The sequence below is a fragment of the Neobacillus niacini genome (assembly GCF_030817595.1).
Taxonomy (GTDB): domain Bacteria; phylum Bacillota; class Bacilli; order Bacillales; family Cytobacillaceae; genus Neobacillus; species Neobacillus niacini_G.
Genome location: NZ_JAUSZN010000001.1, coordinates 6,489,262 through 6,504,472 on the forward strand (window position 1 = coordinate 6,489,262; position 15,211 = coordinate 6,504,472).

The following is a 15,211-nucleotide window of genomic DNA, read 5'->3' on the forward strand; positions in this document are numbered from 1 at the left end:
GGAGAGTTAACCATGAAAAAATTCTTATTTCTAATTCTTATTATAGTATCTGTATTGAGTATCAGTGCATGCAATAATAACGATAAAAAAGCTGATGAGCTGCCAGAGTTTGTAGAGGTGGATTTGAAGGTTAACCCTGAAAAGGGAAAAGTTAATGAACCGATGGTTTTTGAAGCAAAGGTAACCCAAGGAGATGAAAATGTTGAAGACGCCGAGGAGGTCACCTTTGAAATTTGGCGTTCCAAAGATGAAAAGCACGAAAAAATCAAAGTCGAACATACCACAGATGGAATCTATCGTTTAGAAAAATCATTTCAGCAAGAAGGAACTTATTACATAATTTCTCACGTTACTGCTAGAGACATGCATAATATGCCTAAAAAAGTATTCGTTGTTGAAACACCTAGTGAGCCAGAAGATCCAAGTGAATCGAAGCATGATATGAATATGGAAGGGCATTAAGAACAAAAAGCGGAAGCGCCTTGACCAGGGAAAAAAGCAGTTCATTTTTTCGTAGCCCCGACAGGCAAAAGTTCTTCGGCAAAAAAAGACCGTTCTTTGGACTTTTATTGCCGAAGGTTTTTTGACCCCGAGGGGCTAGGTGCTGTAGCTAGATTAAAAAAGGAAAAGACAGCTGACTTGAACTATAACCCGAATAATGGACACTATTAAAAAAGTCCGTTATTCGGGTTTTTCTGTGTCCATTTTATAGAAACCCGTTTATAATCATTTCAAAGATGTGAGCGGAGGACATAAAGTTGAGTAAAATTATTTTTAATGAGATTCAAATGAAGTTACTTGAACAGAACCCTAATGTACAACACGTATCTGAGCGTTCGATATCCTATAAACCAGAGTTTAAGGTTGAAGCAATTAAGGAAAATTCAAATGGTAAAGGTCCTGCCCAAATTTTTATTGAACACGGATTTGACTTAGAGGTAATTGGGACTGATAAACCAGGACAATGTTTGAAACGCTGGAGGAAAACATATGAGGAGTTTGGAGAGGATGGCTTCTTCACAGAACGACGTGGAAAAGGAGCTACAGGTAGACCTTCTTCAAAGCCTCTTTCGGCGGAGGACAACCTTAAGAAAGCTGAAGCGCGTATTAAATATTTAGAAGCTGAACTTGAATTCTTAAAAAAGTTAGACGAACTCGAAAGGCAGGCGAAGAAGAAGAAAAAGTAACAATTTCAGAGAAGTATGCGCTTATTGAAAATACAATTCGAAAGTTTAATCTTAAACATATGGTGAAATTCCTATGTGAAAAGGCTGAGGTTAGTCGAAGTGGATATTATGCTTGGCTAAAGGCTGAGAACAAGCGTAATAAACGAGAAGAGAACGATTGGAAAGATTATGAGTTAATCAAGGAAATATTCGATAAGAAAAAGGGATACGCAGGTGCCTTAACAATTAAAATGATTTTAGAGAATGATTATTTTGTGGAGATGAATCATAAAAAGATTCGTCGCATTATGAGAAAGTATAATTTAGTAGCGAAAGTCCGCCAGATAAATCCTTATAAGCAAATGGCCAAAGCAACACAAGAACATAAGACCCTCCCTAACCTATTAAATAGGGAATTTAACCAAGAAGAACCTGGGAAAGTATTATTAACAGATATTACTTATGTGTATTTCGGTTCTTCGCAACCTGCCTATTTATCATGTGTAAAAGATGCTTCTACAAGGGAAATTATGGCTTACCATTTGTCCAAAACTTTAAAAATGGATCTGGTGTATTCTACATTGGACAAGCTCTCTGATGCACTGGGTGGAATCATTCATCCAGAAGCTATGATTCACTCGGACCAAGGGTTCCATTATACCCATCCAGAATTTCAAAAAAGAGTTAAAAAGATGGAACTCACTCAGTCGATGTCCCGTAAGGGGAATTGTTGGGATAATGCCCCAATGGAATCATTCTTTGGGCATTTAAAGGATGAAGTTGACTATTCTTCATGCCAAACCTTTGAAGAATTACAAGAATTGATAGGAAACTATATGGAGGAATACAACAATAGCCGTTATCAGTGGAGTCTAAATAAAATGACTCCGGCACAATACCGGAGTCACTTATTAGCAGCGTAAATATTCTGGTCTTTTTTTAGACTGTCCATTTTATGGGTCACAGTTCAACTGTAAGACTGTCTTTTTCTTTTTAGATTTCTGTAACATCGATTTGAGAATATTGAATGTCATGTGATTTTATTAATTTAATCTCGAGTATTCCATCTTTATATTTTGCGGTGGATCCCTTCTTTTTTACGATTGCTGGAAGCTTAATCGAATGTTTATCATCTCGCTTTGGTATATGCTCCACCATCAACTGGTTAGCCGTATGATAGATCTGCAAATCTTTAAGGTGAGATTCCTCTTTAATAGGGATCCTGACAAAAACAGCATCATGTGTTTCAAAGGCTGAAGCGTTCAATGAATTTGCCTGCTGAGAGGGCTGGGGGCGAAAATGATTGACGAAATCATGAGAATTTAAGGTGCTTTCGGATTGAGCGGGCATGACATTTCCCAAAATCCCTTTGATAAATTGATCAATTTCATCAGGTTTCATTTGCTGAAGCTTATTCTTCATATCTTTATTAAACGGAAAAAAATTAAACGGGAACAAACACTCCCCACCTTTCAGCGCACTGAGCATTGATATCTTATTCTATGCAGCATAGGCTGATAGCGTTATAAATAACTAGAAATTTGAAAATATAAATTAAGCCTTCCAAACATATAGTTTTAGAAAACATTATTGTGAGGTTATGGCTCGTGAAGAAAAAAACCGCTTTAATTACTGGAGGAGCTACTGGTTTAGGGAAAAAAACTGCCTGCCAGCTTGCAAAACAAGGTTATCAGCTTGCTATTAACTATCGGAACAGTAATCGAGAAGCAATACTTCTTTCAAAGGAGCTTGAAGAGAAGTTCGGAGGTAAAATTATTTGTGTTCAAGGAGATGTGGCTAATCAGGCAGATTGTACACAGATTGTTGAAACAGTTATTTCTGAATTGAACTCCATCGATGTTGTCATTCATAATGCAGGACCCTATATACGTGAAAGGAAAAAAATGACGGATTACTCGTTCGATGAATGGAATTATATAATTAATGGGAACTTAAATGCTGTTTTTCATTTATCGAAAGCGATAATTCCTATGATGAGAGAGAGGCGATGGGGAAGAATTATCACAATGGGATTTGAAAGAGTGGAAACCACTCCTGGCTGGGTTTACCGTTCAGCATTTGCTGCAGCAAAAACAGGGCTGGCATCACTGACTAGAACGATAGCACTCGAAGAAGCCGCAAATGGAATAACGGCTAATATGGTTTGCCCTGGGGATATCATATCTCACTGGAAGGAAAAAGGTATCGGGGAAGCGAGCTCAAGTGAAAAGGTTCCAGTAGGAAGACAGGGAACAGGGGAGGATATATCGCGAGTCATTTCATTTCTCGTTGACGAAAAGTCTGACTTTATAACCGGAAGTATCATCCCGATCACTGGAGGAGTGGACGTCCTCGGAAAAGTTTATTCTCAAAAAGGTCAGTCACAATAATGCTCCTTTTACAATTTTTTGAACTATTCTATTTTTTAGAATGATTTTTGTTCCTTTTGTGGATAATAGATGTAACACATCTATGAAAGGAGCAAAAAAAATGAGTTTTAACATGAATCGTATTAATCCAAATCAAACTCAAGTATTTTTTCATGATGGTCGTTTTGAAACATTAACGAACGAGGAACTAGAAGAATTTTTGCTCCATATGGGTATTAGTGAGGTTAATTCCGGAACGGAACCAAACTTAACGGAATAATTTAAATTCTTTTTATATCAAAAAAAGCAATCGGCTATGCCGGTTGCTTTTATGCTTCTAACAAATGTGATGGTTCCTCTTGTACAGAACCATTATTGCGCATAAGGTAGAAGGAGTATTGATCTTTTGGTATTTCATATAAATCATACACATCACCATCAGCATTCAACTGATCGTAAAGTGATTTTCTCGTTTCATTTGCCTTAACCACGTAAGGGAGTTTTTCTGCAGCCTTAATAGACCTAATATTAACTTTACGAATCCTCATAAAAATCGTTTCTATACCTAACGTATAAAAAACCTCTTGAAAAAAGGCATCCTTTGCAGGGGCGTTATAACCTTTACCGTGATAAGGCTTTCCAAGCCATGTGCCCAAAAATCCTGCATTATCTTCAATATCAAAAAGATTAATGGTTCCGATAGGGGCACCCCATTCATCTAGGATGGTCCGCGAAATTAATTCACCGCGCTCTTCTGCTTCTATTGTTTGTTTCGTCATAAAGATAAATTCTTCATAAGAAGAACATTTTTGACGCACAAAAGGGAAGACATCTGGATGCGACATAAGTTCAAATAATACATGGCTGTCTTGAAGATCTCGTTTCTTAAGCATTGAATTTCCCTCCATTTGGGCAATCCGATCCCATGTCTAAAGAAGCGGCCCACCCACGAAATTTTTTATTCAGATAAACTAAAAAATTTCGGGGTGGGAATCGAACCCACTAGAACCAGGTATTACTGGTGGCGCACCATTTGCCTTCCCTATATCATTTTTTTTGCTGCAAAAATAATGTGATTTACCCCCTAGATTTTTAGGCCTTTTTCGGTTTCACTTAGAGTATCATACTAGAAAAAATAAAAAAAATAAATAGGTTTTTTGTGGTTTTTTCGTGTTTATTTATTGGCAAATTTCAACATATTTCTACTGTTCTGAGAAAACGATTTCACCGCCAGTCATCGTCCATTTTGGTTTTGCTAAATAATGAAAAGGATGGTGACTCCATAAAACTAAGTCGGCATCTTTTCCTGCCTCAATGCTGCCTAATTGGTGATCTAACCGTAGGTTTCTCGCTGGTAAAATGGTAATCCCTTCTAATGCCTTTTGCTCCGAAAGACCTTCTCGAACTGCAATCCCCGCACATATATTCAAATACTGAATAGGTGTATAGGGGTGATCCGTCGTAATCGATACTTCGACACCGTTATTAGTAAGCTCTTGATAGGTTTTCCAAGTTTTGTTTTTGAGTTCAATTTTGGATCTCCTAGTTAAGGTTGGACCAACAGATACTTTTAAATTCCTTCCAGAAAACTCACTGGCAATTAAATGGCCTTCCGTACAGTGCTCAATTCTTAAATCTAGGTTGAATTCCTCAGCGAGACGCAATGCAGTAATAATATCATCTGCACGATGCGCGTGAATTCTAACTGGGATTTCCCTCTTTAAAGCCATAACCAGTGGTGCAACTCTAAGATTTTCTGGGTTATCTGTATGGATTGCTTTATAGAACGCTTCCCGCAGCATTCCCATTATGCCCATTCTCGTTATCGAGTCATTATTCCCCTGACTATGGATTCTTTTTGGATTTTCTCCTAATGCAAGCTTTAGACCTGCAATTTCTTGAACAATCATTTTATTAACATTTTTCCCGATTGTTTTGATAACAGATGTGGTACCGCCAATAACATTGGCACTTCCAGGCATGACATGTGCGGTGGTGATTCCGCTTTTAATTGCATCGGAAAAGGCAGGATCTAATGGATAGACGCCGTCAATGGCTCTTATGTGTGGAGTCATTGCTTCAGCTGTTTCGTTTGCGTCATTACCAGCCCAGCCCGTCCCTTCATCATAAAGTCCTAAATGTGTATGAACATCAATGAAACCTGGCAATAAATAGAGATTAGCACAATCAATAATTTTGACATTCGCTTCGGTAGGAAGATTCTTTCCCACTTTAATTATTTTTCCATTATCAACTAGAACATCACCGTTTTTTAGTGGTTCAGATGTAATGGGATAAACTGTTCCATTTTTTAAAAGAATTTTCATGAACATTAAACCTTTCTACACGCTGGTAATATTATTTTTATTATTTTATCAACTTGAGGATTGAGTTGATAGTGGAAAATAAATGATTTTTAAAAAAATTATGAAACCTTTTACTCATGGCAGCGTAAGTATTAGGGAAAGATTGAAAAATTTTCCGTTGGGGGAATCATAAAATGATAAAAAGCGAAGAAAGAATGCTTGCAGCAATTCTCTATGTTGTTAGTCTATTTTTTCCGATTATAGGTCCTCTTGTTATTTGGTTATTAAAGAAGGATGAGTCATCATTTATCAATTATCATGGAAGAGAATATTTTAACTTCTTCATATCATACACAGTTTATTCTGTTGTAAGCGGCATTTTAATTTTCCTTGTTGTAGGTATTTTCTTATTATGGATTTTGGGTATTATGGCCCTGGTATTTACAATCATTGCAGCAGTCAAGGCATACGAAGGAAATGAATATCGATTCCCATTAATTTTTAGAGTTATAAAATAATAAAAATAGACCACCTAGCCCAGCAAAAAATTTTTGCTGGGTTTTGAACGTTTTTATAGTTCAAACGTCATAACAATATATAAAGCATAAAACAAGGGGGAATTCACATGGAATTATTAGAAGGATTAAACTGGGGATTGATCGCACCATTATTTATTATCCAACTTATCTTACTAATTGTATCGTTTGTGGACTTATCACGCATTGAAAAGACCAATGGTCCGAAACTGCTTTGGGTGTTCATCATTATTTTTGTAAGCATTATTGGACCTATTCTTTATTTTGTAATTGGAAGGAGAAATGATTAATGTCTCTCATCCAAATTAAAGGGTTAAAGAAGAGTTTTCAAGGTAATGAAGTGATCAAGGGGATAGATTTTAAACTTGAAAAGGGCAAGTGTATTGCTCTATTAGGTCCCAATGGTGCAGGTAAAACAACGACACTTCGGATGCTGTCAGGATTAATGAAACCAAGTAAGGGCTCAATCTCTTTTAGCGAGGCTAAAAAGGATGGAGATATTCGCCATCTAATTGGCTACCTGCCACAGTTTCCTGTTTTTTATGACTGGATGTCAGGATTCGAATTTCTTCAATATGTAGGTAAGCTTGCTGGATTAACTAGTAAAGAGGCAAAGGAACGTTCTTTAGAACTCCTAGAGCTGGTGGGGATAATCGATGCAAAAAATAAGAGAATAGGGAAATACTCTGGAGGGATGAGGCAAAGGCTTGGTATTGCACAGGCGATTATTAACCGGCCGCAGCTTGTCATGTTAGATGAACCTGTTTCTGCATTGGACCCATTTGGCAGAAGAGAAGTATTAGAGCTTCTCGAAAGATTGAAAAAGGAAACCACTATTTTGTTCTCAACACATATTTTGAATGATGCAGAGGAAGTTTGTGATGAAATCATATTTTTACATAATGGAGAAATTGTGGAATCCGGAACAATGGATGATTTGCGTGAACGGCACCAGCAGGCAAAGATAGACTTGATTTTCCGTAGGAAAACAGAGGAGATGGAAAGGACATTTAGAACCCATAGCTTAACAAAATCTATTCTGGTAGATGGAAATCGGATTAGTGTGTTTGTTACCAATGTAGAGAGTGCCAGGAAGGAGTTCTTGAGACTGATCTCCGAAAAAGAGTGGCAATTGGATAAATTTGAAGTGAGCAGTATGACCCTCGAAGATGTATTTATGAAGGTGGTGGGGAAATGAGCCAATGGATGACGTTGTTTAATAAAGAGGTTCTAGAAATGTGGAGAAATTTTAAATGGATCTGGGTTCCAATTACCTTCATCTTACTAGGTGTATCTGAGCCATTAACAAGTTATTATTTGCCGCAAATCATTAAGTCAGTTGGCGGCCTGCCGGAAGGTGCAATTTTTGAAATGCCAAAACCAACAGCAGGGGCTGTTTTAGCTTCCGGTCTTAGCAAATACTCAACAATCGGTGTGTTAGTCATTGTACTCGGAACAATGGGTATTATTGCAGGAGAAAGAAAAAATGGAGTTGCAGCAATGATCCTTGTAAAGCCGGTTTCTTACTTTTCCTATGTTACTTCTAAATGGGCTGGTAGTCTTTTGCTAGTGTGGATTTCATTATTTATTGGGTATATATCAACCTGGTATTATACGGGGCAGTTGTTTGATTGGGTACCTATTGGGGAATTTTTTCAATCGTTTGCTCTTTATGGGTTATGGCTGACGGTAATATTAACAGTTACAGTGTTTTTTAGTGCTGCTCTTTTGTCACCAGGATTGGTAGGATTTATCTCTTTAGCGCTTGCGCTGATAGCAAGTATCCTTAGCGGTGCTCTTTCACACTTACTAGAATGGAGCCCTTCGCAATTAACTAGTTATGCAGGTGCTTTGCTTACAGGAGGAAAACTTCCAAGTGATACAATGCCTGCAAGTTTAACAGCGCTCTTGCTTATCGTCATCTTTTTATGGTTAAGTGTTTTCCTATTTAAGAAAAAAGAGCTTGCCGCTTAACTAGCTAAATTGGGATGAGAATAGGGAATAATAATGAAGAGGCCAGTCAATTGGCCTCTATTTTTTAAAAATTTTTAAGAGAGTATATAAAGAAAAACTCCTATCATTTTTTTTATCCAAGTTTAATAGAATAAATATAAGAGGGGCAGATAAGGAGTTTTCAAGATGAAAATACATGAATTTTACCGTGGCAGTGCCAATATTACCTTAAATGGAAGCATAGCAGCACTCGTTCCTGCAGTGATCATCGCAGTTGGAAATCTATATTATTTTCAAAATAATCAAATTATGCTATTTACAATACCCTTTGTGTTTTACAGTTTTATTAGTTTTCAAATCTACCTGTATAGACGGAAACAGGCTATTTCAATCGATAGAAATATGTCTCACTCGATTAGCTATTATCAAAGTTTATTTTCAGCGAGATACCTGTTGGTTCTTTACATGAACCAGCAAGAATCGATTGTACATCTTTTCTATCCTGATGGACATCAGGCAGGAATGATAAAGAAATATAAGCAAAAGGGGTTTTTTCTGTTTAGAAAAGCAAGAATTTATGCACTTTATAATAGCCAAAATCAAGCGGTTGGATTTTATAAAATAAAAAAATCAACATCATTAGTTATTGAAGCCTATGATCAAAACAAGAGATATTTAGGCTGCTATCAAAAAGAAAGAGTATCCTGGGTGAAAATAAAGAAAGAAATGTTGGATGAGTCAGGGGAATCTATTGGCTCTGTTGAGGGTTCAGGATATTTTATGGATGAACAGATTTTTAATCAGACGAGGCAGCAGGTTGGTCAGCTGAGAAGGGGATGGATGCCAGTTGAGTGGGAAGGTCGATTTCCGGAACCTAATACACCCGTACTTTCGCTATCTGAAAACTTATCAGAAAAGGACAAGCTTTTAAGGATGTCTTTTTTAATTGATGAATATTTTATTGAGAGATAAGGAAGTGTCATTCTCGATGAATATTTGATAGAATAAGTTATAAAAATTGCGGAGGTTATGGTAGTGCAGATTGATTTAATTAAAGGTCATGGTTCAGGAAATGATTTTCTCTTAATTGATGAAATAACAAATTCTTATTCTTTTTCAGAAGGTAATCGAGCGAAACTTGCCACATTGTTATGTGACCGAAATTCCGATTTAGGGGCAGATGGCATCCTGTTTATCATGAATAGCGATCATGCGGATGGAAGAATGCGGGTTTTTAATACAGACGGTTCAGAAGCATCAATGTGTGGTAACGGCCTGCGGTTAGTCGCTCGATATGTTTGTGAAATGAAGGGGCTAAATCAAGCGATTATTGAAACCATGAAGGCAGATCTAAAGGTGAGTAAACAACAGGATATCTATCCAAACGTCACAACCTTCCAGGTAGAAATTTCACCGGTTTCATTCTTTTTGGAAGACCTGCCATTGAAATTAGATCAACCCAATTTACTAAATGAAAAAATCCCAGAACTTTCACAGGAGTTAACATTTTCTGCGCTTGCGGTACCTAATCCGCATTTAATCACGGTTGTAAATACGGAACAATTGCAATCCGGAGTACAAAAAGAGATAAGCGAGAAGGTAAATAATCCAAATGAGCTATTTCCTGACGGTGTGAACGTCAGCTTTGTTAAGTCTTTGGCAGAGGGAAGTATTTACGTTAACACCTTTGAACGCGGGGTTGGTTTCACAAATGCCTGCGGAACTGCCATGTCAGCCTCCTCATTAGTAACATGTCTGCAAGGACTGAATAACGTGGAAGAGATTATTAATGTTTTTAATAACGGCGGAAGAGTCCAATGTGTAGTTCATGAAAATGATGAAAACTACAACATTGATTTAATTGGTAATGCAACGTACATGTACCAGGCACAGGTTGATGTCGACCTAGAACGCGACAGTTTTTCTGTGAGCTCGAAAGAAGAATTTACAGAGCAGTCAACCTATGAGAAACTTCAAGCTGACGCGCAAGAGTATCTTCAAAAAGCAGGTTTGTAATAGTTTCATTTGAAGGTCACATAGAGAGATGCTATGTGACCTTTATTATTTAACCATGTGGACAGTCTGAAGTGACCAAAGAGCGTATAGTATAAGTTTTTGGGTCAATGCACAGCTTGGAGTGACTGAAGAGTATGAAGAAAAAGCATTTGGGTCAATGCAGGCAGCCTAGAGTGACCGAAGAGTATGAAGAAAAAGAGTTTGGGTCAGTGCAGGCAGTCTGGAGTGACCGAAGAGCATGAAGAAAAAGCATTTGGGTCAATGCAGACAGTCTGGAGTGACCGAAGAGTATGAAGAAAAAGCATTTGGTTCAATGCAGGCAGCCTGGAGTGACCGAAGAGTATGAAGAAAAAGCATTTGGGTCAAAGCAGGCAGTCTGGAGTGACTGAAGAGTATGAAGAAAAAGCATTTGGGTCAATGCAGGCAGTCTGGAGACCGAAGAGTATGAAGAAAAAGGATTTGGGTCAATGAAGGCAGTCTGGAGTGACCGAAGAGCATGATGAAAAATCATTTGGGTCAATGCAGGCAGCCTGGAGTGACCGAAGAGTATGAAGAAAAAGCATTTGGGTCAATGCAGGCAGCCTGGAGTGACCGAAGAGCATGAAGAAAAAGAGTTTGGGTCAATGCAGGAAGTCTGGAGTGACCGAAATCAAATTAGAACAAGAGAACGGTCACTTTACCAAGACAACTGACTATTTCTTTGCCTTCAACACTCCCAACACCGGTCCAAAGGACTGAATCGATTTGGTTTGAAAATAATTTTTAAATGGGTCACCTTGTTTCCTAAGTCGAAGTAATGCATTTTGCATGTTAAAGTTTACTGGATCCAGACTATAATCCACTTCTTCCCAAAATAGCGGAGTAGCAACGCCTGCATGTTCATTTCCCCTCATGGAGTATGGAGCAACTATGGTTTTTCCTTCACTATGCTGGACATAGTCAACGTATAACCTGTTACCGCGATTTTTTTTCATTCTCTCCGTTGTGAACGAGTCTGGGTCCTTCGAAATCAAATAATCTGCTATAAAGCTTGTGAACAACCGTGTATCATCAAAGGTAAATACGTCCTCCGGCAAAGGCAAATAAACTTGCAACCCTTTATTTCCGGATGTTTTAATAAATCCAATTAGATTTAATTGATCGAGAACCTCTTTAATTAACAAAGCCGCTTTAACGGCCAAGTGAAAGTCTTCCTTTGAGGGAGGGTCTAAATCAAAAACAATTTCACTGGCGCCCTTACTGTAAATCGTTTGAAATGGAATATGGTATTCAATTGCTAACTGATTTCCGAGCCATATGAGTGTTTTTAGGTTGTTACAAACAATATAATCAATTCCTTCGGATACATGTGTCTTTACAAAATCAGGTGCATAGTCTGGACAATTTTTTTGATAAAAAGGCTCACCGAACATTCCGTGCGGATAACGAATGACCGTTAATAGCCGATTTTCTAAAAAAGGCAGCATGTACGGCGATACTTCCCGTAGATACAAAATGAAATCAGCCTTTTGAATGTCATGGTTTTTCCAAAGCGGTTTATCGGGGTGAGTAATATCCAAATCCTCCGGTAAATTTTTTTGCTTAAAGATAAACTGTTCGTATGTACATTCAGTAGGTTTTAGATCAAAACGAAAGCGATGAAAGTGCGGTTCTCGCAGCTGACTTTCGTAAAGCTCTAAATATTTAACCTCCAAACAAATAGCAGGCTCAACATAGATAAATTGATTATCTTCACTAACCATATTCTGTTTAATCGTACTTTGAAGAGCTTGCTTTTCATCTGGTTTAAAGCCAAAAAGGACTTGACCGATTCCTTGAATGGTTCCTTCTTTATACACTCCAACATAAAAGTACCCATTCGTCTTTTCAAGAGCAGTAATAAAACAAGAGACATATTTCCAGTTTTTATATTTTAACCATTGTAGGGATCTCTTTCCTTCCTCCCATAGGCTGTTTTTCTGTTTTGCAATAATCCCTTCACCATCGTGAAGAACAACGTTTTCCCATAATCTTGAAAAATCTTTATGGGCCTTAACTAGCTGCAGCAAATTATCATTATAGGGATCTGATTCTAGTGGAAAATTTAGCTGGTTAAAAAGTTCGCTGAGCATTGCCTTCCTTTCGTGAAATGTTTTCGAATGTTGGGGTTTGCCTGCCATTACAAGGATATCAAAGACCATTAGACGACATGGAGATTTAGCAGCTTGTTCAGCAATTCTTTTAGCAGCTTTTGTCCTTCCGCGAATTTGAATTGCCGAGAAGTTAGCCTTATAAGGATTTTCAAGAAAGACAAGCTCGCCATCCAGTTGCAGAGGAAGAAACGGTTGAAAAAGTTTCTCTAGAGGCTCGAGAAAATCTTTTATTTCTGGAAATTGTGGAAGCAACGGCTTATCATTCCTGCTGGTTAATGAAATCCCATTGTTATCCCAATTTAAAATCGCCCGAAATCCATCATATTTAACCTCGTACAGCCAATCCGGTTGAAGTGTTAGGTCAAAGGTTAGTGTTGGCAGCATCGGTTTCATTGATTTAATTCCTCTCTTTTTCCTTTATTTTGTTTCAAATCACGATGATTCATCCTTTACCAAATGTTTTTAGGAATTTCTTTAAAAGGAAAACCCACAATAATAGTAAAAAGATTGGAGACCTACACTATGCATACGATGTGGAAAGGCAGCATTAGTTTTGGGCTTGTAAATATCCCTATCAAGCTTCATACTGCCACTGAGGATAAAGACATTAAGCTTCGGACATTGCATAATAAATGCCATGCCCCGATTAAATATGAAAAAATTTGTACTGTATGTGAGCAGGAAGTAAAACCTGAGGACATTGTGAAAGCATACGAATATACAAAAGGGAAATTTGTGGTCCTGGATCAGGAAGACCTTGAAAAACTTCGGAAGGAAAATGAGGAAAAAGCAGTAGAGATTATTGATTTTGTCAAAATGGAAGAAATCGATCCTATATATTATGACCGAAGTTATTATATGTCCCCTAATGAAGGGGGCGGGAAGGCATATTCCTTGCTTCGAAAAGCTCTTCAGGAATCACAAAAGGTTGGAATAGCAAAAATTATTATTCGCTCAAAAGAGCAAATGGCAGTCATTCGTGTGTATGAGAATACACTGGTTATGGAGACGATTCATTTTCCAGACGAGGTTCGCCGTGCTGGAGACGTTCCAAATGTCCCAGCTGACGATAAGGTCACCGAAAAAGAATTAGCTACCGCGATTATGTTGATTGATCAATTAACAACTGAATTTGAACCTGAAAAATATACAGATGAATACCGTACAGCATTATTAGAGTTAATCGAGGCAAAACGTACAGGACAAGAAACAGTCACTCCAACAGCCAAAGAGACACCATCAAACGTTACCGATCTAATGGCTGCACTACAGGCTTCTATTGATAGGACAAAGCCTAGAAGTGAGGGGATCGGAAGAAAAGAACCGGCAATAAAAAAGGAAACAGCAATAAAGAAGGAAACAACAGCGAAGAAGCCTGCAGCTCCAAGGAAAAAAGCTGCTCCGAAAGTAAAAAAAGAAGCATAAGTAAAAAACCGATTCGACAATTTCGAGTCGGTTTTTTAGACTTCTCCGTATATGAGAAAGTACTTTGAATCAAATTTATCGCATAGTATTATGGGAGAATTAAAAATGAATACGTGCGGGGGAGATGCCATGGCTTATAATGTGCTTTTGTTTACGGATCCGGGAATTGATGATTCCTTTGCAATTATGTATGCATTATTAAATCCAGACATTAATCTTGTCGGTATTGTCAGTGGATATGGAAATACTCCGAAAGAGCAATCTATAAAGAATACAGCCTATTTAATTGATTTAGCTGGGAGGGAGGATATACCGATCATTGCTGGAGCTGCTGGACCATTATCTGGTGAACCTGTTCAGTTTTATCCTGAAATTCATGGACCGGAGGGACTTGGCCCAATCAAGCCGACTGAATCCCTTCAAAAAGTAGAGGTCCATGACATTAATAAAATCCTAGAGATTATTAATGAATATAAAGACAATATTATTATCGTCAATGTTGGCAGATTGACAGAATTAGCTTTAATGTTCATTCTGTACGGGAACAATGCTTTAAAGGATGTAAATGCTTTTTATATAATGGGAGGTGCTTTCTTAGTTCCTGGGAATATTTCGGCAGAAGCAGAAGCCAACTTCTATTCCGATTCCATTGCGTCAAATATAGTGATGGAAAAAGCACATAATATATATTTATATCCCTTAAATATAACGAATAAAGCTATTATAACACCAGATGTTATCGATTTTCTTAGTGAAAACAGCCCAACACCATTTAGACCATTATTAAAACCTGCATTTGATTATTATTTTAAGGCTTATCAAAAAAATGTACCAGGGATTAAAGGTGCTCCTTTACATGATGTTGTCCCACTTATGGCGTTAACGAATCCTGAATTTGTAAAATATATTCCTAAAAGGGTAAGAGTAGAGGAATTTGGACACGCCAAAGGGAAAAGTATCGCTGATTTTCGTCCCAAACCCGATCCAGAGCCTCCTGAAACATTAGATTATATCGGTATGGAAGCTGACATCCAAAAGTTTGTCATAAACTTTATGGAAGTCTTTTTAAAAGGGGATTATGAAAAAAATTAAATATCCTGCGAATTTTTATAGTTAGTGGCTTGCTAGTATGCTATACTGTAAATTTAATTGACTTTCAGAGTAATAAATAGTATAATTAAGGTACGCTTTTAAGTTCGTCTAAATATTTTTTGGTTTAAGTAGTCGTAACTGCACGATGTGTGGGTGATGCCTATTACCCAGTGGTGTATTACGACTTTTTGATTTATTAAATGGTTATGTACTTAA

Annotated in this window: 18 protein-coding genes; 14 read left to right on the plus strand and 4 right to left on the minus strand. The window is 37.6% G+C overall.

Going from position 1 to position 15,211, the window contains the following annotated elements:
• Positions 1–12 precede the first annotated feature (12 nt).
• Together QFZ31_RS31090 and QFZ31_RS31095 are read left to right on the plus strand one after the other, a co-directional pair.
• Positions 13–462 carry a FixH family protein gene (locus QFZ31_RS31090; RefSeq protein ID WP_307310756.1) on the plus strand — a complete coding sequence of 150 codons (450 nt, stop codon included), beginning with the start codon at positions 13–15 and terminating at the stop codon, positions 460–462.
• Between the two features lie 296 nt (positions 463–758).
• Positions 759–2,089, plus strand: a protein-coding gene (locus QFZ31_RS31095; protein WP_307310759.1) for an IS3 family transposase whose coding sequence is annotated in 2 segments (ribosomal slippage) — positions 759–1,131 and positions 1,131–2,089 — 1,332 coding nt in all. Because the reading frame shifts where the segments join, the coding sequence is not laid out codon by codon here.
• 70 nt (positions 2,090–2,159) lie between these two features.
• On the opposite strand, the gene QFZ31_RS31100 is transcribed toward QFZ31_RS31095, so the two are convergent.
• A complete protein-coding gene (locus tag QFZ31_RS31100; protein ID WP_307310761.1) occupies positions 2,160–2,624 on the minus strand; it encodes an Hsp20/alpha crystallin family protein in 465 nt (154 codons plus the stop codon).
• A 149-nt stretch (positions 2,625–2,773) separates the two neighbouring features.
• Here QFZ31_RS31100 and QFZ31_RS31105 point away from each other — a divergent pair, with 149 nt between their 5' ends.
• Positions 2,774–3,556, plus strand: coding sequence for an SDR family oxidoreductase (locus QFZ31_RS31105; RefSeq protein ID WP_307310764.1), 783 nt, complete (start codon positions 2,774–2,776; stop codon positions 3,554–3,556).
• Positions 3,557–3,656: 100 nt separating this feature from the next.
• Positions 3,657–3,815: a hypothetical protein gene (locus QFZ31_RS31110; protein ID WP_306073685.1), complete on the plus strand. Its 159-nt coding sequence runs from the start codon at positions 3,657–3,659 to the stop codon at positions 3,813–3,815.
• A gap of 49 nt (positions 3,816–3,864) precedes the next feature.
• On the opposite strand, the gene QFZ31_RS31115 is transcribed toward QFZ31_RS31110, so the two are convergent.
• Together QFZ31_RS31115 and QFZ31_RS31120 are read right to left on the minus strand one after the other, a co-directional pair.
• The gene (locus QFZ31_RS31115) at positions 3,865–4,428 is read right to left on the minus strand and encodes a GNAT family N-acetyltransferase (RefSeq protein ID WP_179596108.1); all 564 of its coding nucleotides are present in this window, start codon (positions 4,426–4,428) and stop codon (positions 3,865–3,867) included.
• Positions 4,429–4,737: 309 nt separating this feature from the next.
• Entirely contained in the window at positions 4,738–5,862 is a 1,125-nt protein-coding gene (locus QFZ31_RS31120) for an amidohydrolase (protein ID WP_307310771.1), read from the minus strand.
• A 173-nt stretch (positions 5,863–6,035) separates the two neighbouring features.
• Between QFZ31_RS31120 and QFZ31_RS31125 the strand changes: the two genes are divergently transcribed.
• The 8 genes from QFZ31_RS31125 to QFZ31_RS31160 all read left to right on the plus strand — a co-directional run bounded on the left by QFZ31_RS31125 (position 6,036) and on the right by QFZ31_RS31160 (position 11,038).
• Positions 6,036–6,359 carry a DUF4870 domain-containing protein gene (locus tag QFZ31_RS31125; protein WP_307310773.1) on the plus strand — a complete coding sequence of 108 codons (324 nt, stop codon included), beginning with the start codon at positions 6,036–6,038 and terminating at the stop codon, positions 6,357–6,359.
• Between the two features lie 107 nt (positions 6,360–6,466).
• A complete protein-coding gene (locus QFZ31_RS31130) occupies positions 6,467–6,667 on the plus strand; it encodes a PLDc N-terminal domain-containing protein (RefSeq protein ID WP_307310775.1) in 201 nt (66 codons plus the stop codon).
• Positions 6,667–7,575, plus strand: coding sequence for an ATP-binding cassette domain-containing protein (locus QFZ31_RS31135; RefSeq protein WP_307310777.1), 909 nt, complete (start codon positions 6,667–6,669; stop codon positions 7,573–7,575). The genes QFZ31_RS31130 and QFZ31_RS31135 overlap by 1 nt, the downstream gene beginning before the upstream one ends.
• Complete coding sequence (locus QFZ31_RS31140) at positions 7,572–8,351, plus strand: ABC transporter permease (protein ID WP_307310780.1); 780 nt, start codon at positions 7,572–7,574, stop codon at positions 8,349–8,351. The genes QFZ31_RS31135 and QFZ31_RS31140 overlap by 4 nt, the downstream gene beginning before the upstream one ends.
• A 165-nt stretch (positions 8,352–8,516) precedes the next feature.
• Positions 8,517–9,302, plus strand: a complete 786-nt coding sequence (locus QFZ31_RS31145) for a hypothetical protein (RefSeq protein WP_307310782.1) — start codon at positions 8,517–8,519, stop codon at positions 9,300–9,302.
• Positions 9,303–9,365: 63 nt separating this feature from the next.
• Positions 9,366–10,346, plus strand: a complete 981-nt coding sequence (gene dapF / locus QFZ31_RS31150; protein ID WP_307310784.1) for a diaminopimelate epimerase — start codon at positions 9,366–9,368, stop codon at positions 10,344–10,346.
• Between the two features lie 342 nt (positions 10,347–10,688).
• Positions 10,689–10,817: a hypothetical protein gene (locus QFZ31_RS31155; RefSeq protein WP_307310787.1), complete on the plus strand. Its 129-nt coding sequence runs from the start codon at positions 10,689–10,691 to the stop codon at positions 10,815–10,817.
• A gap of 77 nt (positions 10,818–10,894) precedes the next feature.
• Positions 10,895–11,038 carry a hypothetical protein gene (locus tag QFZ31_RS31160; protein WP_307310789.1) on the plus strand — a complete coding sequence of 48 codons (144 nt, stop codon included), beginning with the start codon at positions 10,895–10,897 and terminating at the stop codon, positions 11,036–11,038.
• Here QFZ31_RS31160 and QFZ31_RS31165 read toward each other — a convergent pair whose 3' ends face one another.
• Entirely contained in the window at positions 11,039–12,871 is a 1,833-nt protein-coding gene (locus QFZ31_RS31165; RefSeq protein ID WP_307310792.1) for a DNA ligase D, read from the minus strand.
• Between the two features lie 129 nt (positions 12,872–13,000).
• On the opposite strand from QFZ31_RS31165, the gene QFZ31_RS31170 reads away from it, so the two are divergent.
• Both QFZ31_RS31170 and QFZ31_RS31175 read left to right on the plus strand, forming a co-directional pair.
• On the plus strand, positions 13,001–13,903 hold the full coding sequence (locus QFZ31_RS31170; protein WP_307310795.1) for a Ku protein: 903 nt from the start codon (positions 13,001–13,003) through the stop codon (positions 13,901–13,903).
• 105 nt (positions 13,904–14,008) lie between these two features.
• Positions 14,009–14,995, plus strand: a complete 987-nt coding sequence (locus QFZ31_RS31175) for a nucleoside hydrolase (RefSeq protein WP_307310798.1) — start codon at positions 14,009–14,011, stop codon at positions 14,993–14,995.
• The last annotated feature ends 216 nt before the right edge of the window (positions 14,996–15,211 follow it).